Origin of the sequence: Streptomyces africanus, assembly GCF_030816955.1 — a bacterium.
Classification (GTDB): Bacteria; Actinomycetota; Actinomycetes; order Streptomycetales; family Streptomycetaceae; genus Streptomyces; species Streptomyces africanus.
The window spans coordinates 2,287,400-2,311,588 of sequence record NZ_JAUSYP010000001.1; the positions used below are offsets into that span (position 1 = coordinate 2,287,400).

Annotated in this window: 18 protein-coding genes; 7 read left to right on the forward strand and 11 right to left on the reverse strand. The window is 70.0% G+C overall.

From position 1 onward, the window contains the following. Window positions 1-70: 70 nt before the first annotated feature. The 5 genes from trpD to ctaE form a co-directional block, all read right to left on the reverse strand. Entirely contained in the window at window positions 71-1,135 is a 1,065-nt protein-coding gene (gene trpD / locus QF034_RS10675) for an anthranilate phosphoribosyltransferase (RefSeq protein ID WP_307174708.1), read from the reverse strand. A gap of 136 nt (window positions 1,136-1,271) precedes the next feature. Continuing rightward, a complete protein-coding gene (gene qcrB, locus QF034_RS10680; protein WP_307174709.1) occupies window positions 1,272-2,894 on the reverse strand; it encodes a cytochrome bc1 complex cytochrome b subunit in 1,623 nt (540 codons plus the stop codon). Further along, the gene (gene qcrA, locus QF034_RS10685) at window positions 2,891-3,970 is read right to left on the reverse strand and encodes a cytochrome bc1 complex Rieske iron-sulfur subunit (protein ID WP_307174710.1); all 1,080 of its coding nucleotides are present in this window, start codon (window positions 3,968-3,970) and stop codon (window positions 2,891-2,893) included. The genes qcrB and qcrA overlap by 4 nt, the downstream gene beginning before the upstream one ends. Beyond that, window positions 3,967-4,779, reverse strand: coding sequence for a cytochrome bc1 complex diheme cytochrome c subunit (gene qcrC, locus QF034_RS10690; protein WP_307174711.1), 813 nt, complete (start codon window positions 4,777-4,779; stop codon window positions 3,967-3,969). Before qcrC ends, qcrA begins: the two co-directional genes overlap by 4 nt. Before the next feature lie 77 nt (window positions 4,780-4,856). Continuing rightward, window positions 4,857-5,477, reverse strand: a complete 621-nt coding sequence (gene ctaE / locus QF034_RS10695) for an aa3-type cytochrome oxidase subunit III (RefSeq protein WP_020272940.1) — start codon at window positions 5,475-5,477, stop codon at window positions 4,857-4,859. A gap of 145 nt (window positions 5,478-5,622) precedes the next feature. Between ctaE and QF034_RS10700 the strand changes: the two genes are divergently transcribed. After that, window positions 5,623-6,024 carry a response regulator gene (locus QF034_RS10700; RefSeq protein ID WP_307174712.1) on the forward strand — a complete coding sequence of 134 codons (402 nt, stop codon included), beginning with the start codon at window positions 5,623-5,625 and terminating at the stop codon, window positions 6,022-6,024. A gap of 78 nt (window positions 6,025-6,102) precedes the next feature. On the opposite strand, the gene QF034_RS10705 is transcribed toward QF034_RS10700, so the two are convergent. The 4 genes from QF034_RS10705 to ctaC all read right to left on the reverse strand — a co-directional run bounded on the left by QF034_RS10705 (window position 6,103) and on the right by ctaC (window position 10,584). Further along, complete coding sequence (locus QF034_RS10705) at window positions 6,103-7,359, reverse strand: L,D-transpeptidase (RefSeq protein WP_307174713.1); 1,257 nt, start codon at window positions 7,357-7,359, stop codon at window positions 6,103-6,105. A 131-nt stretch (window positions 7,360-7,490) separates the two neighbouring features. After that, the gene (locus QF034_RS10710; protein ID WP_086564613.1) at window positions 7,491-7,889 is read right to left on the reverse strand and encodes a cytochrome c oxidase subunit 4; all 399 of its coding nucleotides are present in this window, start codon (window positions 7,887-7,889) and stop codon (window positions 7,491-7,493) included. Continuing rightward, the gene (ctaD, locus tag QF034_RS10715) at window positions 7,886-9,622 is read right to left on the reverse strand and encodes an aa3-type cytochrome oxidase subunit I (protein ID WP_307174714.1); all 1,737 of its coding nucleotides are present in this window, start codon (window positions 9,620-9,622) and stop codon (window positions 7,886-7,888) included. Before ctaD ends, QF034_RS10710 begins: the two co-directional genes overlap by 4 nt. Further along, on the reverse strand, window positions 9,619-10,584 hold the full coding sequence (gene ctaC / locus QF034_RS10720; protein ID WP_279542157.1) for an aa3-type cytochrome oxidase subunit II: 966 nt from the start codon (window positions 10,582-10,584) through the stop codon (window positions 9,619-9,621). The genes ctaD and ctaC overlap by 4 nt, the downstream gene beginning before the upstream one ends. Window positions 10,585-10,858: 274 nt before the next feature. Between ctaC and QF034_RS10725 the strand changes: the two genes are divergently transcribed. Further along, the gene (locus tag QF034_RS10725) at window positions 10,859-12,238 is read left to right on the forward strand and encodes a cysteine desulfurase/sulfurtransferase TusA family protein (RefSeq protein ID WP_307174715.1); all 1,380 of its coding nucleotides are present in this window, start codon (window positions 10,859-10,861) and stop codon (window positions 12,236-12,238) included. An 83-nt stretch (window positions 12,239-12,321) separates the two neighbouring features. Here the strand turns inward: QF034_RS10725 and QF034_RS10730 are convergent, their stop codons facing one another. Further along, window positions 12,322-13,296, reverse strand: coding sequence for a carbohydrate kinase family protein (locus QF034_RS10730; protein ID WP_086561377.1), 975 nt, complete (start codon window positions 13,294-13,296; stop codon window positions 12,322-12,324). A gap of 132 nt (window positions 13,297-13,428) precedes the next feature. Here QF034_RS10730 and QF034_RS10735 point away from each other — a divergent pair, with 132 nt between their 5' ends. After that, a complete protein-coding gene (locus QF034_RS10735; RefSeq protein WP_184982950.1) occupies window positions 13,429-13,638 on the forward strand; it encodes a hypothetical protein in 210 nt (69 codons plus the stop codon). A gap of 147 nt (window positions 13,639-13,785) precedes the next feature. Further along, a complete protein-coding gene (locus QF034_RS10740) occupies window positions 13,786-15,609 on the forward strand; it encodes a hypothetical protein (protein ID WP_307174716.1) in 1,824 nt (607 codons plus the stop codon). Between the two features lie 147 nt (window positions 15,610-15,756). On the opposite strand, the gene QF034_RS10745 is transcribed toward QF034_RS10740, so the two are convergent. Further along, the gene (locus QF034_RS10745; RefSeq protein ID WP_306967610.1) at window positions 15,757-16,113 is read right to left on the reverse strand and encodes a HesB/IscA family protein; all 357 of its coding nucleotides are present in this window, start codon (window positions 16,111-16,113) and stop codon (window positions 15,757-15,759) included. 281 nt (window positions 16,114-16,394) lie between these two features. Here QF034_RS10745 and nadA point away from each other — a divergent pair, with 281 nt between their 5' ends. The 3 genes from nadA (at window position 16,395) to QF034_RS10760 (ending at window position 24,189) form a co-directional block, all read left to right on the forward strand. Next, window positions 16,395-17,579 carry a quinolinate synthase NadA gene (nadA, locus tag QF034_RS10750; RefSeq protein ID WP_086561380.1) on the forward strand — a complete coding sequence of 395 codons (1,185 nt, stop codon included), beginning with the start codon at window positions 16,395-16,397 and terminating at the stop codon, window positions 17,577-17,579. Window positions 17,580-17,698: 119 nt separating this feature from the next. Further along, on the forward strand, window positions 17,699-19,132 hold the full coding sequence (locus QF034_RS10755; RefSeq protein WP_307174717.1) for an alpha/beta hydrolase: 1,434 nt from the start codon (window positions 17,699-17,701) through the stop codon (window positions 19,130-19,132). Beyond that, window positions 19,129-24,189, forward strand: a complete 5,061-nt coding sequence (locus tag QF034_RS10760) for a tetratricopeptide repeat protein (protein WP_307174718.1) — start codon at window positions 19,129-19,131, stop codon at window positions 24,187-24,189. Before QF034_RS10755 ends, QF034_RS10760 begins: the two co-directional genes overlap by 4 nt.

The following is a 24,189-nucleotide window of genomic DNA, read 5'->3' on the forward strand; positions in this document are numbered from 1 at the left end:
GAACGTACGCGAAAAGATCGGCGTCCCGCAACCCGAGTCCGGATTGCGGGACACCCGGCGTCAGACAGCCCTACGCGTTGCTCGCCGCCACCCACCGCTCCAGGGTCCGCTTGGCGGCCCCGGAGTCGATCGATGCGGCCGCCTTCGCCATGCCGGCGCCGATCTGCTCGGCGAGTGTCCCCGGGCCGGGTTCGAGGGCCACCAGGGCCGCCGCCGAGTTCAGCAGGACGGCGTCGCGCACTGGGCCCGTCTCGCCGTCCAGCAGACGGCGGGCGACCTCCGCGTTGTAGGAGGCGTCGGCGCCGCGCAGCGCCTCGACGGGGACGAGTTCGAGGCCCACGTCGCGCGGGTCGAAGGCCTCCTCGGTCACCTTGCCGTCGCGGACGACCCACACTCTGGACGTGGCGGTGGTGGTCAGTTCGTCGAGGCCGTCGTCACCTCGGAAGACCAGGGACGAGTGGCCGCGCTCGGCGAAGACGCCCGCGACGATCGGTGCCATGCGCGGGTCCGCGACACCGACGGCCTGGGCCCGCACCTTCGCCGGGTTGGTCAGCGGACCGAGGACGTTGAAGATCGTCCGGATGCCCAACTGGCCGCGCGCGGCGCCCACATGGCGCATCGCCGGGTGGAACTTCGCCGCGAAGCAGAAGGTGATCCCGGCCTCCTCGGCGACCTGGGCCACCCGGTGCGTCGGCAGCTCCAGGTTGACGCCGAGCTTCTCCAGCACGTCCGACGCCCCGGACGCCGACGACGCCGCGCGGTTGCCGTGCTTGACGACCTTCGCGCCCGTGCCGGCGATGACGATCGCCGACATGGTGGAGATGTTGACGGTCTTCGCCCCGTCGCCGCCCGTGCCGACGATGTCGACGGCCGGGCCCGGCACCTCGATGACGTTCGCGTGCTCGTACATCGCCCGGACGAACCCGGCGATCTCCTCGACGGTCTCGCCCTTGGCCCGCAGCGCCACCACCAGTCCGGCGATCTGGGCGTCCGTCGCCTCGCCGCGCATGATCAGGTCCATCGCCCACGCGGTGTCGTCGGCGGTCAGGTCCCGGCGGTCCAGCAGACCGTTCAACAGCAGGGGCCAGGAGCGGCCCGCCGCGGTGTCGCCTCCAGCGGGGGTCACAGCGCTCATAAGCCGCTCCAGGGTCAGGCGTCCCGCACTACGGGACGAGAGTCTCAACGAGGTCCACCCTATCCAGCCCCAGGGCACGCGAAGGGCCCCGTCCGAACACCGGACGGGGCCCTTCTGTGGCGTGGCGAAGCAGTGATCAGTGGTGGCCGTGGCCGCTCGTGATCTCCCGGTACTCCTCGGCGGTCGGCTTCGGGATCTGGGCTCCCTCGCCGTAGTAGGACTCGCTGAGCTTGGCGCGCAGCTTCTCGGAGCCCTTCACCTTGCGCTCGACACCGTTCTCGTCGACCGTCGGGCCGATCTCGACCGGCTTGTACTGCTCGTGCGCCGTGAGCGTGTACATCTGCTCCTGGCTGAGCGGCTCGTGCACCTCGATGAACTCACCGTGCGGCAGGCGCTTGATGATGCCCGACTCGCGGCCGTGCAGCACCTTCTCCTTGTCGCGGCGCTGGAGGCCGAGGCAGATGCGCTTGGTGATGATGAAGGCGACGACCGGTCCGAGGAAGAACCCGATCCGGACGAACCAGGTGACCGAGTTGATCGACAGATGGAAGTGGGTGGCGAAGATGTCGTTGCCACCGCCGATCAGCATGATCATGTAGCCGGTGACCCAGGCGACACCGAAGGCGGTGCGCGTCGGGGCGTTGCGCGGCCGGTCCAGGATGTGGTGCTCGCGCTTGTCCCCGGTGACCCACGACTCGATGAACGGGTAGAGGGCGATGATCCCGAGGAACAGGCCGAAGAGGACCAGCGGGATGAACACGCCCAGGACGAGCGTGTGGCCCCAGAGGTTGATCTCCCAGCCCGGCATCGCCCGGACCAGACCCTCGGCGAAGCCCATGTACCAGTCGGGCTGCGCGCCCGTCGACACCTGGTCGGGCCGGTAGGGGCCCAGGACCCAGATGGGGTTGACGGTCGCGATGCCGGCGAGGGCCGCGATGACGCCGAAGACCAGGAAGAAGTAGCCTCCGGCCTTGGCCATGTAGACCGGCAGCAGCGGCATGCCGACGACGTTCTTGTTCGTCCGGCCGGGACCCGCGTACTGCGTGTGCTTGTGGTAGACGACCAGGATCAGGTGGCCGACCACGAGCCCGAGCATGATGCCCGGCAGCAGCAGGATGTGGATCGAGTAGAACCGGGCGACGAAGTCGGTACCCGGGAACTCCCCGCCGAACAGGAACATCGAGATGTACGTACCGACGATCGGCACGGACAGGATCGCGCCCTGCGTGAAGCGGACACCGGTGCCGGAGAGCAGGTCGTCCGGGAGCGAGTAGCCGGTGAAACCGGTGAACATGCCCAGGACGAACAGCAGGAAGCCGAACATCCAGTTGATCTCGCGCGGCTTGCGGAACGCGCCGGTGAAGAAGACGCGCATCATGTGCACGAACATGCCGGCGAGGAAGATGATCGCCGCCCAGTGGTGGATCTGCCGGATGAGCAGACCACCGCGCACGTCGAAGCTGATGTCCAGGGTGGAGGCGAACGCCTCCGACATCAGCTGCCCCTGGAGCGGGACGTAGCTGCCGTGGTACTCCACCTCGTTCATCGACGGGTGGAAGAACAGCGTCAGGTACACACCCGTCAGGATGATGATGATGAAGCTGTAGAGGCAGATCTCACCCAGCATGAAGGACCAGTGGTCCGGGAAGATCTTGCGCATGTTGGCCTTGGCCAGGGAGTAGATCCCCAGGCGGCCGTCGGCCCAGTCGGCGACCCGCTCTCCGGCGGGTGCCTTGCGGCGGTCGTCCTTGTTACTCATCCGCGCTCCCAGAAGGCAGGACCGACGGGCTCTTCGAAGTCGCCGAGCGCCTCGAGGTAGCCCTCGTCGTTCACGCCGATGCGCAGCTGCGGCAGGGCGTGACCGGCGGGACCGAAGATCACTCGGGCACCGTCGGACAGGTCGAAGGTGGACTGGTGGCAGGGGCAGAGCACGTGGTGCGTCTGCTGCTCGTACAGGGAGATCGGGCAACCGACGTGGGTGCAGATCTTCGAGTACGCGACGATGCCCTCGTGCGACCACTCGAGCTCGCGCTTGTCCTTGATGTTGTCCGGTTGGATCCGGACGATCATCAGGGCGGCCTTGGCGATCTCGTTCTGGAACTCGTGGTCGTGCTCCTCCAGGCCCTCGGGCTTGGCGAAGGTCAGCGAGCCGACCGCAACGTCCGACGGACGCAGCGGCTCGTTCGTGTTCATGTTGACGAGCAGCTTGCCCTTGGACCAGAGCGTGTGACGCAGCTTGTCCTCGGGCAGCGGGCCGAGGTCGCGCAGCAGCACGACACCGGAGAGCGGCACCAGCGTGAGCGCGCCGAACATGGTGTTGCGGATCAGCTTGCGGCGGCCGAGCGCGGACTCCTTGGCGCCCTGCTGGAAGTCCGCGAAGACCTTCTCGCGAACCTCGGGCTCCGCCTCGATCGGGTGCCGCTCGTCGGCGATCTCCACGTCGGACATCAGGGTGCGGGCCCAGTGGACCGCGCCCGCGCCGATGCAGAACAGCGCGATGCCGAGCGTCAGGCCCAGCGCGAAGTTCAGCGCGCTGATGTGGCCCAGCGGGAAGATGTAGACCGACTTGTCGACCGGGATCGCCACGAACGAGGCGATGAAGGCGATGGTGGCCAGCATCGACACCGTGAACATCAGGGCGACCGAGCGCTCGGACCGCTTGGCGGCCCGCTCGTCGACGTCCTGGATCCGGTGCTCGTGGGGAGGCAGGCCCGGGTCGGCGAACGGGTGCTCGTCCGCGGGGCTCAGCGCCCCGTGCCCGTGCTCGTCATGTCCTGCGGACTGCTCGGACTGCTCAGCAGGCAGGTTCTCTTCTGGAATGTCTTGGCTACTCATGACTTCTTGGCCTTTGCGGTCCGGGCGGCGACCCACACGGCGACGGCGATCAGCCCGCCGAGACCGAAGATCCAGCCGAACAGGCCCTCGCTGACCGGCCCGAGGCCGCCGAGCTCGAGGCCGCCGGGGCTCTCGGACTTGCTGCTGTTGACCGCGTCCAGGTACGCGATGATGTCCTTCTTGTTCTTCTCCGACAGCGTGGTGTCGGGGAAGGACGGCATGTTCTGCGGGCCGGTCTCCATGGCCTCGTAGATGTGCTTCGGGGCGACACCCTCAAGGGTCGGCGCGTACTTGCCGTGCGTCAGCGCACCGCCCTTGCCGGTGAAGTTGTGGCACTGCGCGCAGTTGGTGCGGAACAGCTCACCGCCCTTGGCGATGTCGGCTCCCTGGGGGCCGTACTGCTCCTCGGTCGGGACGGCAGGACCGGCGCCCAGCGAGGCGATGTAGGCCGCGAGCTGGTCGATCTCGGCCTGGCTGTAGATGTTCTTCTTCTTCGGGACCTGCGGGCCCTGGGAGGTGGCGGCCGGCATACGGCCGGTGCCCACCTGGAAGTCGACGGCGGCGGCGCCGACACCCACCAGGCTCGGCCCGTCGGAGGTGCCCTGACCGCCGGTGCCGTGGCAACTGGCGCAGCCGACCGAGTAGAGCTTCTTGCCCTCCTCGATGGTGAGTGACTGGGCGGTTTCGTCGGCCTCAGCCTTGCTCGTGGGTGCGAACACGGCGTACAGCCCCCCGCTGAAGAGCAGCGCGAGGAGTAGGACGACGACCGCCGCCAACGGGTGGCGTCGTCGTGCGGAGAGCTTTTTCACGGATTACCCCGGTGTCAGGATCTTCTGCGTCGGTGCTTCTGGGATGCGTGCCTCGTCGGGCGCGCGCTGCGGTCCCGCTACTTGATCATGTAGATCGTGGCGAAGAGGCCGATCCAGACGACATCGACGAAGTGCCAGTAATAGGACACGACGATCGCGGCGGTCGCCTGCTCGTGGGTGAACCTCCGGGCCGCGTAGGTCCGGCCCAGGACCAGCAGGAAGGCGATGAGACCGCCCGTCACATGCAGGCCGTGGAAGCCGGTGGTCAGGTAGAAGACCGAGCCGTACGGGTCGGAGGACAGGGACAGGCCCGCGTCCTTGACCAGCTCGGTGTACTCGAAGACCTGACCGCCGATGAAGATCGCACCCATCACGAAGGTGACGATGAACCACATCCGCAGCTTCTTCACGTCACCGCGCTCGGCGGCGAAGACGCCGAGCTGGCAGGTGAGTGAGGAGAGCACCAGGATGGTGGTGTTCGTCGCCGAGAACGGGAAGTTGAGATGGGCAGCCATCTCCTTCCAGTGATCGGGACCCGTCACCGATCGCAGGGTGAAGTACATCGCGAAGAGGGCCGCGAAGAACATCAGCTCGGAACTCAGCCAGATGATGGTTCCGACGCTGGTGAGGTTCGGCCGATTGACCGACGGGTGCGCGTGCCCGGTTTCTACTGTCGTTGCTGTCGCCACGACCGACATTATGTCGGTCGCTTATCCCGCCCTCACTCCGGGGGGTGCCGTTCGGAGTGTCTGACCCGGTCGTACCGGTGTTGACGTGGTGTTCAAGGGAGTAGCATCCGGCCCAACGGGCCTGTCCTTACGACGCTGACGTCACGGAGGAACAATGCAGCCGACCGCCACGGTGCTGGTCTACAGCGACGACTCCACCACCCGCGAACAGGTGCGGCTCGCCACGGGACGGCGGCCGGCGCCGGACGTTCCTCTGGTGGAGTTCGTGGAGTGTGCGACTCCGGACGCGGTGCTCAGGGAGCTGGACCGGGGTGGGATCGACGTCTGTGTGCTGGACGGTGAGGCCGTGCCGATGGGGGGCATGGGGCTCTGTCGGCAGATCAAGGACGAGGTGTTCGATTGTCCGCCGGTGTTGTTGCTCATCGGGCGGCCGCAGGATGCGTGGCTGGCGACCTGGAGCCGGGCTGAATCGGCGGTGACGTTGCCGGTGGAGCCGGTGGAGTTCGCCTCTGCGCTGGCTTCCTTGTTGCGGTCGAGGGCGGCTTTGAACGCCTAGGAGCCCGGGGCTTCCTCGTCGTCGGCGGGTGCGGGTGGTGTGTGGCTTGTCGCGCAGTTCCCCGCGCCCCTGGGTCGGTCACGCACTCTGCGGTCTCAGACGGGCCCTGTCCGCCGGTGTCGGGCCCTCCGGGGTGCCGGCTGTGAGGGCGCTGCCTGTGCGCCACTGCTTCCACTCGAGGTTCCAGTCGCCGTAGCCGTTGCCGAAGGGGGGCATCGTGTCGCCGCCGGAGTTGATGACCTTGACGATGTCGCCCTCGCGGACGTTGTCGTAGAACCAGACGGCGTTCTCGGTGCTCATGCCGGTGCAGCCGTGGCTGACGTTGGCGTAGCCCTGGGAGCCGACGGACCAGGGGGCGGCGTGCACGTACTCGCCGCTGTTGGTGACCCGCACGGAGTGGTGGACGACCAGGTCGTAGAAGTCCGAGGCGCCGATGCTGGCGCTGGTCATCCGAACGGTGCCCTCCTTGGCGAGGACGACCTTGACGCCGTTGCGGGTGTCGTAGCCCGGCCTGCCGGTGGTGACCGGGATCTGCCGGACGATCTCGTCGTTCTTGTAGACGGTCATCTGGTGGGCCGCGGCGTCGGTGACGGCTATGACCTTGTCGGCCGTGCTGATCGTCAGCGGCTTGGCCTTGCCGCCCCGCACACGGTCGCCGATCTTGATGCCCTCCAGGTTGCTGCGGACCTGGATGGTGGCCTGTGCGGGCCAGTAGTCCTTCGGGCGGTAGTGGAGCTCCTTGTCGTCCACCCAGTGCCAGGCGCCCTCCGTGGCGGGCATGGAGGAGACCTTCAGGGCCCGTTCGACGACGGCCCGCTGGGACCTGTCCTTGACGGGCTGGCTCAGCTCGGCCGTGATGGGCTGGCCGACGCCGTAGGTGCCCGCCTTGGGGCCGAAGGTGACGTCGAGGCGCTTGTTGCTGGTGGGCTTACCGGTGTCGAAGGTGAGGACCTTGCGGCCGGGCGCCCCGTCCTCGTCCTCGGTGCTCACCCGGACCGTGTAGCTGGCGTTGGCGGCGAGCGGTGAGGTGCTGTGCCAGCGGCCGCCGTCGGCGGAGAGTTCGCCGGCCACGTAGCGTCCCGTGGCGTCGTGGGCCGTGACGTCCGTGATGCGCCCGTCGGAGTCCTCGGCGACCACTTCCAGGGGCTTGTCCGGGTCGGCCTTCTTGCGGCCCTCGGAGGGGGCGTTGAAGGATATCTGGTCCGCCGCGTCGTAGGGGCGGTGGGAGAGCGGGTTGCCGTCCGAGCCGCAGGCCGTGACGCCCGCGCAGAGGGCTGTCACCAGCAGCGTGCAACTGACGGCGGTGCGGGGGCGGGAGATCGCTGTGTGGCTCATGACCTCACGCTAGGAAGCGGCGTCAACTGCGGCACGCCGGGTGACTCGTTCGAGTGACATGGATTGCGGCAAAAGCAGGGGCCCGGACGCTCCTCGCGGAGTGTCCGGGCCCCTGGAGCGCTCGGCTCGTGTTACTGGGTGCGGCTCTCACCGCGGTAGTACTCGAAGACCCAGCCCCAGATGCCGACCAGGATGATCGGCAGCGAGAAGTACAGCAGCCACCAGCCGATCGCGATGGCCAGGAAGGCGAGGGCGCCACCGATGGCCAGGGAGAGCGGCTGCCAGCTGTGCGGGCTGAAGAACCCGACCTCGCCGGCGTCGTCCGCGACGTCCGCCTCCTTGTTGTCCTGCGCACCGACGTCGACCCGCCTGGCCGTGAAGCCGAGGTAGAAGCCGATCATGATGCACAGGCCGAAGGCCAGGAAGAGGGCCGTGGTACCGGCCGGCTCCTTCGACCACACGCCATAGACGACCGCCATGGCGAGGACGAAGACGCTCAGCCACATGAACATCTTGCCCTGGATCTTCACTTGCCGGCCTCCTTGCCACCAGCGATGGCCTTCTCGCCGTGACCGACGTTCTCGAGCTGGTCGAGGGCGGCGATCTCCGGGTGGTGCAGGTCGAACGCCGGGGATTCACTGCGGATCCGCGGCATGGTGATGAAGTTGTGCCGCGGCGGCGGGCAGGAGGTCGCCCACTCCAGGGAGCGGCCGTAGCCCCACGGGTCGTCGACGCCGACCGGCTTGCCGTACTTGGCCGTCTTCCACACGTTGTAGAAGAACGGCAGGATCGACATGCCGAGCAGGAACGAGCTGATCGTCGAGATCGTGTTCAGCGCGGTGAAGCCGTCGGCCGCGAGGTAGTCCGCGTACCGGCGCGGCATGCCCTCGGCACCCAGCCAGTGCTGGACCAGGAACGTGCCGTGGAAGCCGATGAACAGCGTCCAGAAGGTGATCTTGCCGAGGCGCTCGTCGAGCATCTTGCCGGTCCACTTCGGCCACCAGAAGTGGAAGCCGGAGAACATCGCGAAGACGACGGTGCCGAAGACGACGTAGTGGAAGTGGGCCACCACGAAGTACGAGTCGGAGACGTGGAAGTCCATCGGCGGCGAGGCCAGGATGACACCGGTCAGACCACCGAAGGTGAAGGTGATGAGGAAGCCGGTCGCCCACAGCATCGGTGTCTCGAAGGACAGCGAACCCTTCCACATGGTGCCGATCCAGTTGAAGAACTTCACACCGGTCGGGACCGCGATCAGGAAGGTCATGAAGGAGAAGAACGGCAGCAGCACACCGCCGGTGACGTACATGTGGTGCGCCCACACCGTCACGGACAGACCCGCGATCGCGATGGTCGCGCCGATCAGACCCGTGTAACCGAACATCGGCTTGCGGGAGAAGACCGGGATGACCTCGGAGATGATCCCGAAGAACGGCAGCGCGATGATGTACACCTCTGGATGGCCGAAGAACCAGAAGAGGTGCTGCCACAGCAACGCGCCGCCGTTGGCGGAGTCGAAGACGTGCGCACCGAACTTGCGGTCCGCCTCCAGGGCGAACAGGGCCGCGGCCAGGACCGGGAAGGCGAGCAGGACCAGCACACCGGTCAGCAGCACGTTCCAGGTGAAGATCGGCATGCGGAACATGGTCATGCCCGGGGCGCGCATGCAGATGATCGTGGTGATGAAGTTGACCGAGCCGAGGATGGTGCCGAAGCCGGAGAAGGCCAGACCCATGATCCACATGTCGGCGCCGATGCCCGGGGAGCGGATCGCGTCCGAGAGCGGACTGTAGGCGAACCAGCCGAAGTCGGCCGCGCCCTGCGGCGTGAGGAAGCCGCCCACGGCGATGAGCGAGCCGAACAGGTACAGCCAGTAGGCGAACATGTTCAGCCGGGGGAAGGCCACGTCCGGCGCGCCGATCTGCAGCGGCATGATCCAGTTCGCGAAGCCGGCGAACAGCGGCGTCGCGAACATCAGCAGCATGATCGTGCCGTGCATCGTGAACGCCTGGTTGAACTGCTCGTTCGACATGATCTGCAGACCGGGCCGGGCGAGCTCGGCGCGCATGAGCAGCGCCATCACGCCGCCGATGACGAAGAACGCGAACGACGTGGCCAGGTACAGCGTGCCGATCGTCTTGTGGTCCGTCGTCGTCAGCCACTTGACCACGACGCTGCCGCGGTTCTGGCGCCTGACCGGCAGCTCGTCCTGGTAGTGGGACCCTGCTGCCGCGGCACCCTGGGGTTCGTTGAGGATGCTCACAGGTTGTTCGTCTCCCGGTTCTTCTCGTGGCTCGTCTGCGCGATGCCGGCAGGAACGTAACCGTTCTGCTGCTTGTCCACGAGGTCCTTGAGGTGCTGCTCGTAGCGCTCGGGGGAGACGACCTTCACGTTGAACAGCATCCGAGAGTGGTCGACGCCGCAGAGCTCGGCGCACTTGCCCAGGAAGGTGCCCTCCTTGTTGGGGGTCACCTCGAAGGCGTTGGTGTGGCCCGGGATGACGTCCTGCTTCATCAGGAACGGCACCACCCAGAAGGAGTGGATGACGTCACGCGAGGTGAGGACGAAGCGGACGGTCTTGCCCTTGGGCAGCCAGAGCGTCGGGCCCGGGTTGTTGGTCTGCGGGTTCCGCGTGCCGGGGGTGCCGCAGTCGTAGACGCCGCCGGCACCTGCCGGGAAGTCCTTCTTGAACCGGTCCGGGATCGCGTCGAGCTCCGGGGACTTCTTGGCGTCACCCGTGGAACCGGCGACCGGCTCGATGTAGTTGAAGCACCAGCTCCACTGGAAGCCGACCACGTTGACCGTGACGTCGGGCTTCTTCTTGAGGCTGAGCAGCTCGGACTCGTCGCGGGCGGTGAAGTAGAACAGCACCGAGACGATGATGAGCGGGACCACGGTGTACAGCGCCTCGATGGGCATGTTGTACCGGGTCTGCGGAGGAACCTCGACCTTGGTGCGGCTGCGCCGGTGGAAGAAAGCACTCCACAGGATCAGACCCCACACCAGCACGCCAACGGCGAGCGCAGCCGCCCAGGACCCCTGCCACAGGGAGAGGATCCGCGGAGCCTCTTCCGTGGTCGGGGTGGGCATACCAAGGCGGGGGAAGTCTTCCCAGTTGTACGAGCAACCGGTGGCTGTCGCCAAGACCAGGCCCGCGGTCAGTGCCTGCAGCAGCTTCCGCCGCATCGGGCGCCGCGGCGAGCGGTCGGAGCCGTTGGGACTCACGTAGCGCCTTCCCGAGAGTCTCGCCCGCGCGGATCGGCTGCGGCCTGGCCTTCTCGCTGGTCGGTCGCCGCCCTGCGTCGGGCAGGGGTTTGGATGTTTATGCGGACCAAACCCTAGCCGACGCCCTCCGGGGGTTCTCGGGGAGGGGTGCCCAACGCGCCGCGGGTTACGCCGGGCGCCCACCAGGGCGGGAGTTCCGCCAATCGGCGACCGCGGGTACGTGGGGGCGAGCGCGCAGTTCCCCGCGCCCCTTTGGGGCGCTTAGCGTTGAGGTGTGCCCTACTTCGATGCTGCTTCGAGTGCTCCTCTCCACCCCGTTGCCCGGCAGGCGCTGCTGGCCTCGCTCGACGAGGGGTGGGCGGATCCGGCGCGTCTGTACAGGGAGGGGCGGCGTGGCCGGGTGCTGCTGGACGCGGCGCGGGAGGCCGCCGCCGAGGCGGTGGGATGCCGGCCGGACGAGCTGACCTTCACCTCGTCGGGAACCCGTGCCGTGCACACGGGGATTGCCGGGACGCTGGCCGGGCGGAGGCGGGTCGGGCGTCACCTGATCGTGTCGGCGGTCGAACACTCTTCGGTACTGCATTCGGCGGAGCTCCACGAGTCCGCCGGGGGGACCGTCACACAGATCGCGGTGGACCGCACCGGGATGGTGGAGCCGTCGGCGTACGCGGCCGCCCTGCGCGCGGACACGGCGCTGGCCTGTCTGCAGTCCGCGAACCACGAGGTGGGGACGGAGCAGCCCGTCCCGGCCGTGGCCGAGGCGTGCCGGGCGGCGGGCGTGCCGCTGCTGGTGGACGCGGCGCAGTCACTGGGGTGGGGGCCGGTGGAGGGCGACTGGTCGCTGCTCACGGCCAGTGCCCACAAGTGGGGCGGGCCGTCGGGGGTCGGGCTGCTCGTCGTCCGCAAGGGTGTGCGATTCGCGCCGCAAGGGCCGGTGGACGAGCGGGAATCGGGGCGGGCACCCGGTTTTGAGAATATTCCGGCGATCGTGGCGGCAGCCGCGTCGCTGCGGGCCGTAAGGGCCGAGGCCGCCCAGGAGGCCCCGCGGCTGCGGGAGCTGACGGAGCGGATCCGGGTGCGGGTGCCGCAGGCGGTGCCGGACGTCGAGGTGGTCGGTGACCCGGTGCGCAGGCTGCCCGGCGTCGTCACCTTCTCCTGTCTCTACGTCGACGGGGAGGCCCTGCTGCACGAGCTGGATCGGGAGGATTTCTCCGTCTCGTCCGGATCGTCCTGCACGAGCAGCACGCTGACGCCGAGCCATGTGCTCCGGGCGATGGGCGTCCTGAGCGAGGGGAACGTACGGGTGTCGCTGCCGCCGGGGGCGGCGGAGGAGGATGTCGAGCGGTTCCTGGAGGTCCTCCCCCGGGCCGTGGCGGCGGTGCGGGAGAAGCTGGGGGCGCCGGTCGCCTCCGAGATCGCCCGCGAGGAGGACGTCCTGGTCGTCGACTCCCTCGGCAAGCGCTGCCCGATCCCGGTGATCGAACTGGCGAAGGTCATCGGCGACGTGCGGGTGGGCGGCCTGGTCCGGGTCCTGTCGGACGACGAGGCGGCCCGCTTGGACATCCCGGCGTGGTGCGAGATGAGGGGCCAGGAGTACGTGGGCGAGGAACCGGCGCACAAAGGAACCGCGTACCTGGTCCGCCGGGTGAGCTGAGTAACTCAGGGGCGCGGGGCTGTGTCGATGTGCGGCTCCGCCGCGTGGGCGCGACCAGCCCCCACGCGGTCGGCGCCGGCCTCTCAGCCCAGGTGCGCCTGCACCTCCGCCGCGGCCTCGTCCCCGTACGCCTTGGTGAACCGCTCCATGAAGTGCCCGCGGCGCAACTGGTACTCCTGCGTCCCCACCGTCTCGATGACGAGAGTCGCCAGCATGCAGCCGACCTGCGCGGCACGCTCCAGGGACACGCCCCAGGCGAGCCCCGAGAGGAACCCGGCGCGGAAGGCGTCGCCGACGCCGGTCGGGTCGGCCTTGCGCTCCTCGTCCGGGGTGCCGACCTCGATCGGGTCGTCGCCGGCCCGCTCGATGCGCACGCCCTTCGCGCCGAGGGTGGTCACCCGGTGGCCCACCCTGGAGAGGATCTCCGCGTCGGTCCAGCCGGTCTTGGACTCGATGAGGCCCTTCTCGTACTCGTTGGAGAAGAGGTACGTCGCCCCGTCCAGCAGGATGCGGATCTCCTCGCCGTCCATCCGGGCGATCTGCTGGGAGAAGTCGGCGGCGAACGGGATGTTCCGGGAGCGGCACTCCTCGGTGTGGCGGAGCATGGCCTCCGGGTCGTCCGCGCCGATGGAGACCAGGTCGAGACCGCCGACGCGGTCGGCGACGGTCTTCAGCTCGATGAGGCGGGCCTCGCTCATGGCGCCGGTGTAGAAGGAGCCGATCTGGTTGTGGTCGGCGTCGGTGGTGCACACGAAGCGGGCGGTGTGCAGCGTGTCGGAGATGCGGACGGAGTCGGTGTCGACGCCGTGCCGGTCGAGCCAGGCCCGGTACTCGTCGAAGTCCGCGCCCGCGGCGCCGACCAGGATCGGGCGGGTGCCGAGCTGTCCCATGCCGAACGCGATGTTCGCGGCGACGCCGCCGCGGCGGACGTCGAGCTTGTCGACCAGGAACGACAGCGAGACCGTGTGCAGCTGGTCCGCTACGAGCTGGTCGGCGAAGCGGCCGGGGAAGGTCATGAGGTGGTCGGTGGCGATGGAGCCGGTGACTGCGATGCGCACGGCGTGGACTCTCCTGAGGGAGGCGGACCTTGACGCTTCACGCTATCGGGTGGACGGGGCGGCTCTGAAGGCATCGAAACTACCCGATAGTAGATCTTTCTCCGTGAGGTCCGGCGTGCCTACGGTGCGGATATGACGAACCTCAAGGTCCAGGTGCCCGTTCCGGTCGATCTCGAAGGCGACCTGGCGTCGCTGCCCGGCGACGGCGCCCGGATGGCTCCCCACTGGGCGGTTCCCGACCGGGTCGCCTCCCGGCCGGTCTCCCCGGCCCTGATCCACGGTGTGACCGTACCCCCGGCGTCGGCGCGGCTGCTCGACGCGATGTCGGACTACGGGGACTGAGCGGCGCGCTGACGGGAACCGTGCGCTCCCCCGCTGCGTCCCATCGCTGTCCCCCGTAAAGGGGAGGCGGGATACGACCCGACAGCGGCCCGTGTCGGACCCGGGCCGGGTCCCATGGGACAGCTGTGCAGCCGAAGGAGCGATGCGGTGAACACCGAGCGACCCGACAACGACGACGACGCCAGGGATGTGGGCGGCGCCGGATCCGCCGACACCCCGGAGGTCGAGGAGCGGGGTTCGGCAGACACCGCTGAGGCAACCGAGGCCACCGAGGCTTCCGCGACCTCGGGGGCTGACGCGCGGGCTGCTGAGTCGGAGACGACGGACGAAGCGCCGGCCGAGGCCGAAGAGACCAGCACACCGGAAACCGCGGCCGGGAAGAGCGACGCACCCGAGGGCCGGGGCACCGACACCGACGAAGCCGGCACTCGCAGTGCCGACGCCGAGGAAGCCGGTCCGGCCCCGGAAGCCCACGAGGAAACACCCGCCACACCCGACAGCGACCTGCCCCGCGACGAAGAGCACCTGGTCCGTCCGGGCGGCGGGCGGTCGCGGACGCCCGCGATCATCGCCTCCGTCGCCGCCGCCGTGCTGCTGATCGGCGGTGGCGGAGCCTGGCTCGCGGCCAACGCCTCCGGCGGCTCCGGCGGCGGTGCGACGCCCGGCGCGCCCAGTGGGGACGGCACTCCCCCGCCGCTCGCGCTCGACGGGTACGCGGAATCGACGCCTGGCGGCGGCAACGGCATCGCGCCCGGTGAGCCGAACCCCTACGGCACCACCTACCGGGTCGACGGCCCGCTGCCCGAGGGTCCCGGCGAAGCCCCGGTGTACCGGGCGCGGGGCCAGGTCACCAAGGACGACGTGGCCCGGCTGGCGAAGGCCCTCGGGGTCGAGGGGACGCCGGTGGCGCAGGGCGAGGCCTGGAAGGTCGGGGCCGGTCAGGACGGCTCGGGGCCGAGCCTCCAGGTGAACAAGCAGGCGCCGGGTGCCTGGACCTTCAGCCGGTACGCCCCGGGCACCGACGACTGCAAGGGCACCGACGCCTGCACCGCTCCTCGGTCCGGCGGCAGCCCGGTGAGCGAGGCGGAGGCGGAGAAGGCCGCGGCGCCGGTGCTGAAGGCGTTGGGTCAGGACGACGCGAAGCGCGACGCGAGCCAGGTCATGGGCGCCCAGCGGGTGGTGAACGCCGCTCCCGAGGTCGGCGGACTGCCGACGCACGGCTGGACGACCGGGGTCACGGTCGGCTCGGACGGCGAGGTCGTCGGCGGCAGCGGTCAGCTGAAGACGCCGGTGAAGGGGGACACCTACCCCGTGGTCGGCGCCGCGAAGGCGCTGGAGCTGATGGAGAAGCGGCCGACGGGCGACCACCGCATGGGCATCGGCGGCTGCGCGAGCCCCGTGCCGCTGAAGGACCGGCTGGAGCAGCCCTGCGGGTCGTCGGCGAGCGGCGCTCCCGAGCAGGACGCGGTGACGGTGGAGAACGCGGTGTTCGGGCTGGCCTCGCACTTCGTGGACGGACGGCAGGCGCTGGTGCCGTCCTGGCTGTTCGAGGTGACGGCGCCGGGCGCGAAGGACCCGTTCACGGTCACGTACCCGGCGGTCGACCCGAAGTACCTGGCCTCCGCGACGCCGAGCGGGCCGAGTGACAAGCCGACGCCGGCTCCCGAGCCGCGTGACGTGAAGGTGGACGGCTACCGGGCCGAGGGCTCGGAGCTGACGGTGACCTTCACGGGCGGGGTGTGCTCCGACTACGACGTGAAGGCGAGCGAGAGCGGGGACGAGGTGAAGGTCACGGTGACCTCGACCCCGTGGCCGGGCAAGGTCTGCATCATGATCGCGAAGCAGTTCCAGAAGACCGTGCAGCTGGACGAGCCGCTCGGCGACCGTGCGGTCGTGGACTCGGACGGCAAGGGAGTCCCGCTGGCCAAGGAGGGCGCGCGGCTGCCGGCTCCCCCGACGCGGGCGCGGTAGGACGGCTCAACGCAGGCGCGGTAGCACACGGCACAGCGCGAAGGCGGCGGTCCCCCTCGGAGGGGGCCGCCGCCTTCGTCATGTCCGCGGCCGCGGGAAGCGGCTCGGCGGGCTCAGCCGCTCTGCAGGCTCAGCTGCTAGGCAGGCTCAGCTGAAGGAGTCGCCGCAGGCGCAGGAGCCCGTCGCGTTCGGGTTGTCGATCGTGAAACCCTGCTTCTCGATCGTGTCGACGAAGTCGATCGTGGCACCGCCCAGGTAGGGGGCGCTCATGCGGTCGGTGACGACCTTCACACCGCCGAAGTCCTTCTCCACGTCGCCGTCGAGCGAACGCTCGTCGAAGAAGAGCTGGTAGCGCAGGCCGGAGCAGCCGCCGGGCTGGACGGCGACGCGCAGCGCGAGGTCCTCGCGGCCTTCCTGGTCGAGCAGCGCCTTGACCTTGGACGCGGCGGCGTCGGTCAGGATGATGCCGTCGGTGACGGTGCTGGTCTCGTCCGATACGGACATCTACATCTCTCCCGGGTTGTACGGAGACTGCTTGCCGACGGGTGCAACCGGCGGGGCCTCGGATTCATTCCGGGCCGGGCGCTCGATCTCGGCTCCTCTTCATGCTCGCACACGCGCCCGGAACCGGAAAACGGCTCTTTCCCGGCCTTCCCGGGAATGAACGGCGGCTCACCGGGATTCACGTCACACAGACGCTATGGCCATCGTCAAAGTGACGTGAAGCGGTTATGATAGATAGCGTCAAATCGACGAAAAGTCGCGGAACAGAAAGGGTGCGTGTCGTGACCACCGCCCAAACCCAGGAGCTCGACGTACAGCCGACGCCCCTCGCCCTGCTGCTCCTCGGCCGTGAGGCCGACCCCAGGAGCGAGCGCGGCGTGGAGTGTCCCGGCGACCTGCCCTCGCCGTCCGACCCGGACCTGGTGGAGCGCGCCCGCAAGGCGAAGGAGAAGCTCGGGGACAAGGTCTTCGTGCTCGGCCACCACTACCAGCGCGACGAGGTCATCCAGTTCGCCGACGTCACGGGGGACTCCTTCAAGCTGGCCCGGGACGCGGCGGCGCGTCCGGAGGCCGAGTACATCGTGTTCTGCGGTGTGCACTTCATGGCGGAGTCCGCGGACATCCTGACGTCCGACGACCAGAAGGTCGTCCTGCCCGACCTCGCCGCCGGCTGCTCGATGGCCGACATGGCGACGGCCGAGCAGGTCGCCGAGTGCTGGGACGTGCTGACCGAGGCCGGGATAGCCGAGCAGGTCGTGCCCGTCTCGTACATGAACTCGTCCGCCGACATCAAGGCGTTCACGGGCAAGCACGGCGGCACCATCTGCACCTCCTCGAACGCCAAGCGGGCCCTGGACTGGGCCTTCGAGCAGGGTGAGAAGGTGCTCTTCCTGCCCGACCAGCACCTCGGCCGGAACACGGCCGTGCGGGACATGGGCATGTCCCTGGAGGACTGCGTCGTCTACAACCCGCACAAGCCGAACGGCGGGCTGACGGCCGACGAGCTGCGCGCCGCGAAGATGATCCTGTGGCGCGGCCACTGCTCGGTGCACGGCCGCTTCAGCCTGGACTCGGTGAACGACGTGCGCGAGCGCATCCCGGGCGTGAACGTCCTGGTCCACCCCGAGTGCAAGCATGAGGTCGTGGCCGCGGCGGACTACGTCGGCTCGACGGAGTACATCATCAAGGCCCTGGAGGCCGCCCCGGCCGGCTCCAAGTGGGCCATCGGCACGGAGCTGAACCTGGTCCGCCGCCTGGCGAACCGTTTCGCTCCGGAGGGCAAGGAGATCGTCTTCCTCGACAAGACGGTCTGCTTCTGCTCGACCATGAACCGCATCGACCTCCCCCACCTGGTCTGGACCCTGGAGTCGCTGGCCGAGGGCAACCTGGTCAACCGCATCGAGGTGGACAAGGAGACCGAGGCGTTCGCGAAGCTGGCCCTGGAGCGGATGCTGGCGCTGCCGTAAGCGGCCGTGAGGCGTCAGCAGCGGTGAGAGGGGTGCCCCTTCCGAACGGAAGGGGCACCTTTTCGTCTCCTCGTCACTAACCTGGTCTCCTCACAGCACGTGCATGCTCGGGGGCGAGATTGGCAACGCGGCGTGGCCGGGTCGACGACCTCGTGGTCGTGGTGCCGGGAATCATGGGGAGCCGGCTGGCGGACGCGGACGGCCGTGAGGTGTGGGGGCTCTCGGGCCGGGCTCTCTTACGGGGAATCAGGACGTTCGGGGGCTCCGTCACGGCGCTGGCCCTCCCGGCCGGGCTGCTCGACGACCATCCGGGGGACGGCGTACGGCCCGTCGGGGTCATACCTGACGTGCACGGCCTGCCGGGGTTGTCATCGCTCGTCGAGGGCTACACCGACCTGCTGGACTGGCTGGAGCGGCACTTCACCCTCCGCAGACGCCTGCCGGACGAGGACCCGCGAACCCCCGCCAACCTGATCGCCTTCTCCTACGACTGGCGCCTGTCCTGCCGCTACAACGCGGCCAGGCTCGGCGAGCGGGTGGCTCAGGAGCTCGGCCGCTGGCGGCAAACGGCACCCGGGCGGGCGGACGCCAAGGCCGTCTTCGTGTGCCACTCCATGGGCGGGCTGGTGGCCCGGCAGTACGTCGAGCAGGGTGGCGGGGCGGAGATCACACGGCGGGTGATCACGCTGGGGACGCCCTACCGAGGCTCGCTGGACGCGCTGCTGTACCTGGTCAACGGCGCGCGGCGGGGCCTCGGCCGGCTCGTCGGGCCGGCCCTGTCGTCCTTCGCGCGCAGCCTGCCGTCGCTGCATCAGCTCGCCCCGGACTACGCATGCCTGGCAGGGGCCCCGGCACTGCGCTGCGCGTGGGAGGTCACCGGTCTGCCGGGCGTGGACGAGGAGTTGCTGAAGGACGCGCAGACCTTCCACTGCGCCTTGCGCGAGCCGGCCGCGGGGACGGCGTACGCGGTGGAGTACCTGCCGGTCGGCGGGGTGCTCCAGCCGACGCCGACGACGGCCGAGTTCGACGGGGGCGATCGGCTGGCGCCGCTGTTCACCATCGAGGGCGAGGACGAGGGCGGTGACGGCCGGGTGCCGTGTCTGTCCAGTGCGCACGTCGCCGGGGTGCGACGGCCCGCGTGCACCCCGTGGGAGCAGCACGGCTCGCTGCAGAACAACCCCGCCGTACGGCAGGCGCTGTGGGGCTGGCTCACGCCGGAGCCGCGTGTGCACCGGGGGCCGGAGAGGAGGGAGGCGGCTCTCGGAGTGCGGGTCCCGGAGGTGGTGGCCGAGGGCGAGCTGTGCGAGGTCGAGGTGTCGGTCCCTCGAGACGTGCCGGGGTTCGAGGAGCTGGCGGTGGGGGTGCGGGTAGACGGCGGGGACGGATGGCGTCCCCTGCGCAATCGGGGCGGGGGGCGGTATGCGGCGGCGCTTCGCGGGCTGGGTGCCGGGGCGCACCGGCTGGAGGTGGGGGCGCGGCATGCCCCGGGGGAGACGGTGACGGCGCTCGTGCTGGTGCTGGGCCGCGACTCCCGGGCCGGTGGCGGGGCGTGAGCGAGGTGCCCGGCCGCTCCGCGTCCTCGGCGGCCACCGGTCCCTTCACGGCCACCGCGCTGTGCGTGGTGTGCGAGTCGTACGAGGGCGCGCCCGTCTCCCGGCGGCTGGCCGGGGCGCGCGAGCAGATGCTCAGGATCGCGCAACGGCTGCGGCGCCTCGGATTCGCGGTCCGGGTGATCGGGCAGCATGAGGACCCCGACCTGGCGGCCTTCAAGCGGGAGAAGGAGGAGTGGCGCGCCTTCTGGCGGCGGGAGGGAGGCAACGGTCCCGCGCTGATCCTCTGGTCGGGCCACGGCGAGCTGGTGGACGGCCGGGACCTCCGGCTGGTGCTGGGCGACCTGAAGCTCACGGGGGACCCCTCCGAGCGGACGATGCTGCTGCGGGACCACGGCGTCACGGCACAGCAGCTCGTCGGCACGGCCTTGGCCTCCGGCGCCGACCAGATCCTGCTCCTCGTGGACACCTGCCATGCGGGGGCCGGCCTGGCGCCGGGCGTGGAGACCGCCCTGGAGCATCTGGGACGGACCTCGCTGCCGGAGGGCCGCTCGAAGTGGCTGGGCGCGATGGCGAGTTGTCGGGCCGGTGAACTCTCCGAGGGGTACGGCCCGCTGCTGGAGGCGGTGGCGAGAGCGCTGGCCGAGGGACCGCGCACGGACCGCTACCTCTCCGCTTGGAGCGTGCACAACGAGCTGGTCACCGGCGCCGACCTGATGGCCGCCGTACGCAGCCAGTGGGATGCGGACGGCCAGACGCCGCAGAAGGTCACGGTCGGGGACGAGCGCCCGGCATTTCCCAACCCCAGGTCCGAGCCGGGCGCCCCAGCCGCGCTCGTGGAGCATCTGGTGCTCGCGGCGCGAGGTGTGGGGCACCGGGAGGAGGGGTGGTTCTTCACCGGGCGGCGACGGGTGCTCGGCCGCATCGTCGCGTGGCTGGAGACGGGCGATCCCGGGCTGTTCCTCGTGACCGGCCCAGCGGGGTGCGGCAAGTCGGCCGTTCTGGGCCGTATCGCCACGCTCGCGGACCCGCAGGCACGGCAGGAGGCGGAACGGCAGGAGGCGCTGAGGGGTGGCGACCCGGACCCCGGGGTGCGGGATCCGCGGTCGTTCGCGGCGGTGCATCTGCGGGGGTTGGATGCCTTGCGGGCGGCCGCGGAGCTGGCGGCGCGGCTGCGGCTCGACCAGCCGAGGAGTGTGGACGCGTTCCGGGCCGCGCTGCGGGAGCTTCCCGTACCTCCGGTCGTCGTGCTCGACGGCCTGGACGAAGTGCCGGCCGAACACACGCAGGAGGTGATCGAGGAGCTGGTGTTCCCGCTGAGCCGGATGCTCCCGGTGCTGGTCGGCTCGCGGGAGCGGCCGTTCCTGAGCAAGCTCGCCAACGGGGAGACGCTTCCCCAGGCGCTCCAGCGCTATATCGGGATGGGGGTCGTCACCGTGGACCTGGAGCGGGAGCCGGACACGCGGGCGGACATCGCCGCGTACGTGCGGCGGCGGTGCGAGGCGGCGGAGGTCGACGGCTCGCGGGTCGCCGGAGCACTGGCGGAGCGGGCCACCGAGGCCGACGGGGGTTTCCTGTTCGCCCGGCTGGTGACGGGTTTTCTCATCTCCCGGCTCCGGGAGGGCGTGGTGCGGGAGTCCGATCTGCTGGCCGGGCTGCCGGAGTCCGTCGAGGCCGCGTTCGAGGAGGACCTGCGGTCGGGGCCGGTGCGTGTGCGGGACGACGGTACGGAACTTGCCTCGGCGGCGCGGGACCTGCTGACGGCACTGGCCTGGGCTGCCGGGCACGGCATGCCGGCGGGCGGGGTATGGGAGGCGGTGGCCTCCGCGCTGGGAGATGCCGTCTACGACGAGGATGACGTGCACTGGGTGCTGTCCGCGTACGGGCGGTACATCGTCGAGGACGGCGCGGAATCCCAGGCCGTGTACCGGCTGTATCACCGGGAGTTCGTGACGCATCTGCGGGGGCGTGGCGGACCCGGGGGTGCCGGCGCGGGGCTGGTGGTGTGCCGGACGGTCGTGGATCTGGTCCGGCGGGACGCGCGGGTCGGGGACTGGAGCGCCGTCGATCCGTATCTCCTGATGTGGCTGCCGCGGCACGCGGTGTGGGCCGGTCAGCCGGGCATCGACATGCTGCGCGCAATCGTCGAGTGGGACGGGAAGGCGTTGCCGTTGCTCGCGGTGGCGCTGCACGACCTGGCGGCCTTCCTGTCCGTGGAAGGCCGCCACGAGACCGCCCTCGCCCTGTCCTACGAGGCGGCCGAACTGTTCTCCGGGCTGGCCGAGGCCGATCCCGGGACACACGGCGCCGTCTTCGCCTCCTCCCTCTTCAACATCGCCGCGACGCTGAACCTGTCCGGCGCCCGGCAGGCCGCCATCGAGCCCTTGAGCATGGCCGTCCGTATCCGCCGCGAGGTCGCCCGGACCGATCCCGGCCTCCTCCCCGACCTGGCCGCCTCCCTCAACGAGTTCGGCGCGCTCCTGGCGTGGGCCGGAGACGACCGGGCGGCCCTGGAAGCCGGCCTGGAGTCCGTCACCGTCCGGCGTGAACTCGCCCGCACCGACCCGGCCGCCCACCAGCGCGACCTCGCCAGGGCCCTCACCCATCTGTCCAACCACCTGGCCAACAACGGAGACTCCCGAGCCGCCCTCACAACCGCCCGGGAGGCCGTCCAGCTCCACGCCGGACTTGCCGAGGCCGACCCGTCCGCTCATCTCCCCGGTCTCGCCGCCGCCCTGCACACGCTCGCCGGCCGGCTGGCCGACAGCGGAGACCACCGAGCCGCGCTGGAGACGGCTGACCGAGCCGTCCGCATCCGATGCGACCTCGCCCGGGCCGACCCGGCCGCACACCTCGCCGAACTCGCGTCCTCTGTACACAACTTCGCCATGCTTTTGGCCGGCAACGGAGACCACCCGGCCGCCCTCACGGCCGCCCAAGAAGCCGCCCACCTCTACACCCGGCTGGCCCGCACCGACCCCGTCACCCACCTGCCCGGCCTCGCCCATGCCCTCAACAACCTCGCCATCCGTCTGGCCGACAACGGAGACCTCCAAGGCGCCATCGGCCCCGCCCAGGAAGCCGTCCGTATCCACCGCGAACTCGTGCGCGTCAACCCCACCGCGCACCTCCCCGACCTGGCCACCTCGCTCAACACTCTCGCCGCCGGCCTCGCCCGGAACGGAGACCGTCAGGCCGCCGTCGAGACCATCGAGGAAGCCGTAGACATCCGGCGTGAACTCGCTGAGGGCAATCCCACCGCCCATCTCCCGGCCCTGGCCATGGCCCTCAACAACCTCGCCGGCCACCTGTCCCGGAACGGTTCCCCGCAGTCCGCCATCGAGCCCGCCCGGGAATCCGTCGGCATCCGGCGTGTACTTGCCGAGGCCGACCCCGCCGCCTACCTGCCCGGCCTCGCCTTCGCCCTCAACAACCTCGCCAGCCACCTGGCCGACACCTCAGACGCGGCAGCCGCCCTGGAGACGGCCCGGGAGTCCGTCTGCATCAAGCGAGAACTCGCCCGGGCCCATCCCGCCGCGCACCTACCCGGGCTCGCGGGCACCCTGAGCAACCTCGCCGGCTACCTGACCCGGACCGGGGACCGGGAGGCGGCCCTCGCGACCTCCCGCGAAGCCGTCCAGATCTACACCGAAGTCACCGGCACCAACCGGGCCGCCCACCTCCCCGACTTCGCCATGGCCCTCAACAACCTCGCCAGCCACCTGGCCGACAACGGAGACCACCCTGCCGCCCTGACGACCGCACGCGAAGCCGTCCACCTCTACACCGAACTCACCGGCACCAACCGGGCCGCTCACCTCCCCGGCCTCGCCCAGGCCCTCTACGGCCTCGCCCTCCGCCTGGCCGAGAACGGAGAGGACCGAGCCGCCGTGGGCTCCGCCCGCGAGTCCTTCGAACTCCGGCTCGAACTCGTCCGCACGAACCCCGCTGCGCATTTCTCCGGCCTCGTCACATCGCTCAACAACCTCGCCGACCAACTGGCCCGTTCCGGTGACGTGGACGAGGCCCTCCGGCTCTTCTCGGACACCACCTGCGCCATCGCCCGGGACCACCCGGGCGCCGGACACTTGGTCGAGAGCGAGTGCGGGGTCTTCCAGCTCCGGCTCCCCGACCGGGCGTCCAAGGCCGCCGGCCTGCGGCGGCTCATCGGTGTGCTCGTCAGGGACACCGATGAAGTGCCCGACAGCATCGCCGTACGCGTACGCGACAAGCTGCGCACCTTCATCCAGGAAGACCCGGACCGTCTCTCTCTGTTCGAGGAGGTGTGGCGGCACGAGACCTCCACCGCCCTGCCGGACTGGATACGGATCCGCGCGGAGGTCCTGACGGCGGTGGACGCGTGGCTGGAGGCGGCCACGTGGTCCGAGAGCCATGATTTCTGGACCCGCCACGCCGATGTGCTGAGCTCGGACGAGGCGTCGGCGGCCCTGGCGGAGCGCGCGGTGTTCACGTTCGTCGCCGATCAGCACATCGCGCTGCGCCTGCGCATCCTCTCCGAGGGGGCCGCCCCCGTCTTCCGGCGCCTGCACGTGGAGGACGCCGTCCTGGACTGGGTGGACCGCGAACCCTTGAAGGCATCGCGGCTCTTCTTCCAGGAGAACGCCGACTTCCTCCTCGACGAGCACGCGGACGCCGTTCTCCAGGACATCGGCTCGGCCGCGCACAGCGCCCTGGTCCACATGGCCCGGACGGAGGGCATCGACACCGCCTACGAGCGGGTCCAGAAGCGGGAGAGCCTCCAGCGGTACGTCGAGCGGGCCGTCGCCGATGGGGACGCCGCGGCCCTGACAGCTGCCTCCGCCCTCGAACTGGACGTCTACGGCGACGCGTTGTCCTCCCGCGCCCATGCGCAGGCCGCCACCCTGCTCACCGGCGAGGGCGAGGTTCCCGCCCCCGACGCCCCGGTCGCCGACGCCCCGCCGGAGACCCGTACCCGCCTCCTCACCGAACTGGCCGCGCTCAGCGCTCGCCCGGGTCAAGACCCCGCCCCCTGGCTGCGCCTCATCCAGTCCCTCACCCAGCCCCAGGACGGCGCCTAG

Bases quoted from the DNA above. Each gene is read 5' to 3' on its own strand.
- trpD (WP_307174708.1), bottom strand. From the start codon at position 1,135: ATGAGCGCTGTGACCCCCGCTGGAGGCGACACCGCGGCGGGCCGCTCC.
- qcrB (WP_307174709.1), bottom strand. From the start codon at position 2,894: ATGAGTAACAAGGACGACCGCCGCAAGGCACCCGCCGGAGAGCGGGTC.
- qcrA (WP_307174710.1), bottom strand. From the start codon at position 3,970: ATGAGTAGCCAAGACATTCCAGAAGAGAACCTGCCTGCTGAGCAGTCC.
- ctaE (WP_020272940.1), bottom strand. From the start codon at position 5,477: ATGTCGGTCGTGGCGACAGCAACGACAGTAGAAACCGGGCACGCGCAC.
- QF034_RS10700 (WP_307174712.1), top strand. From the start codon at position 5,623: ATGCAGCCGACCGCCACGGTGCTGGTCTACAGCGACGACTCCACCACC.
- QF034_RS10705 (WP_307174713.1), bottom strand. From the start codon at position 7,359: ATGAGCCACACAGCGATCTCCCGCCCCCGCACCGCCGTCAGTTGCACG.
- QF034_RS10735 (WP_184982950.1), top strand. From the start codon at position 13,429: ATGACGAACCTCAAGGTCCAGGTGCCCGTTCCGGTCGATCTCGAAGGC.
- QF034_RS10745 (WP_306967610.1), bottom strand. From the start codon at position 16,113: ATGTCCGTATCGGACGAGACCAGCACCGTCACCGACGGCATCATCCTG.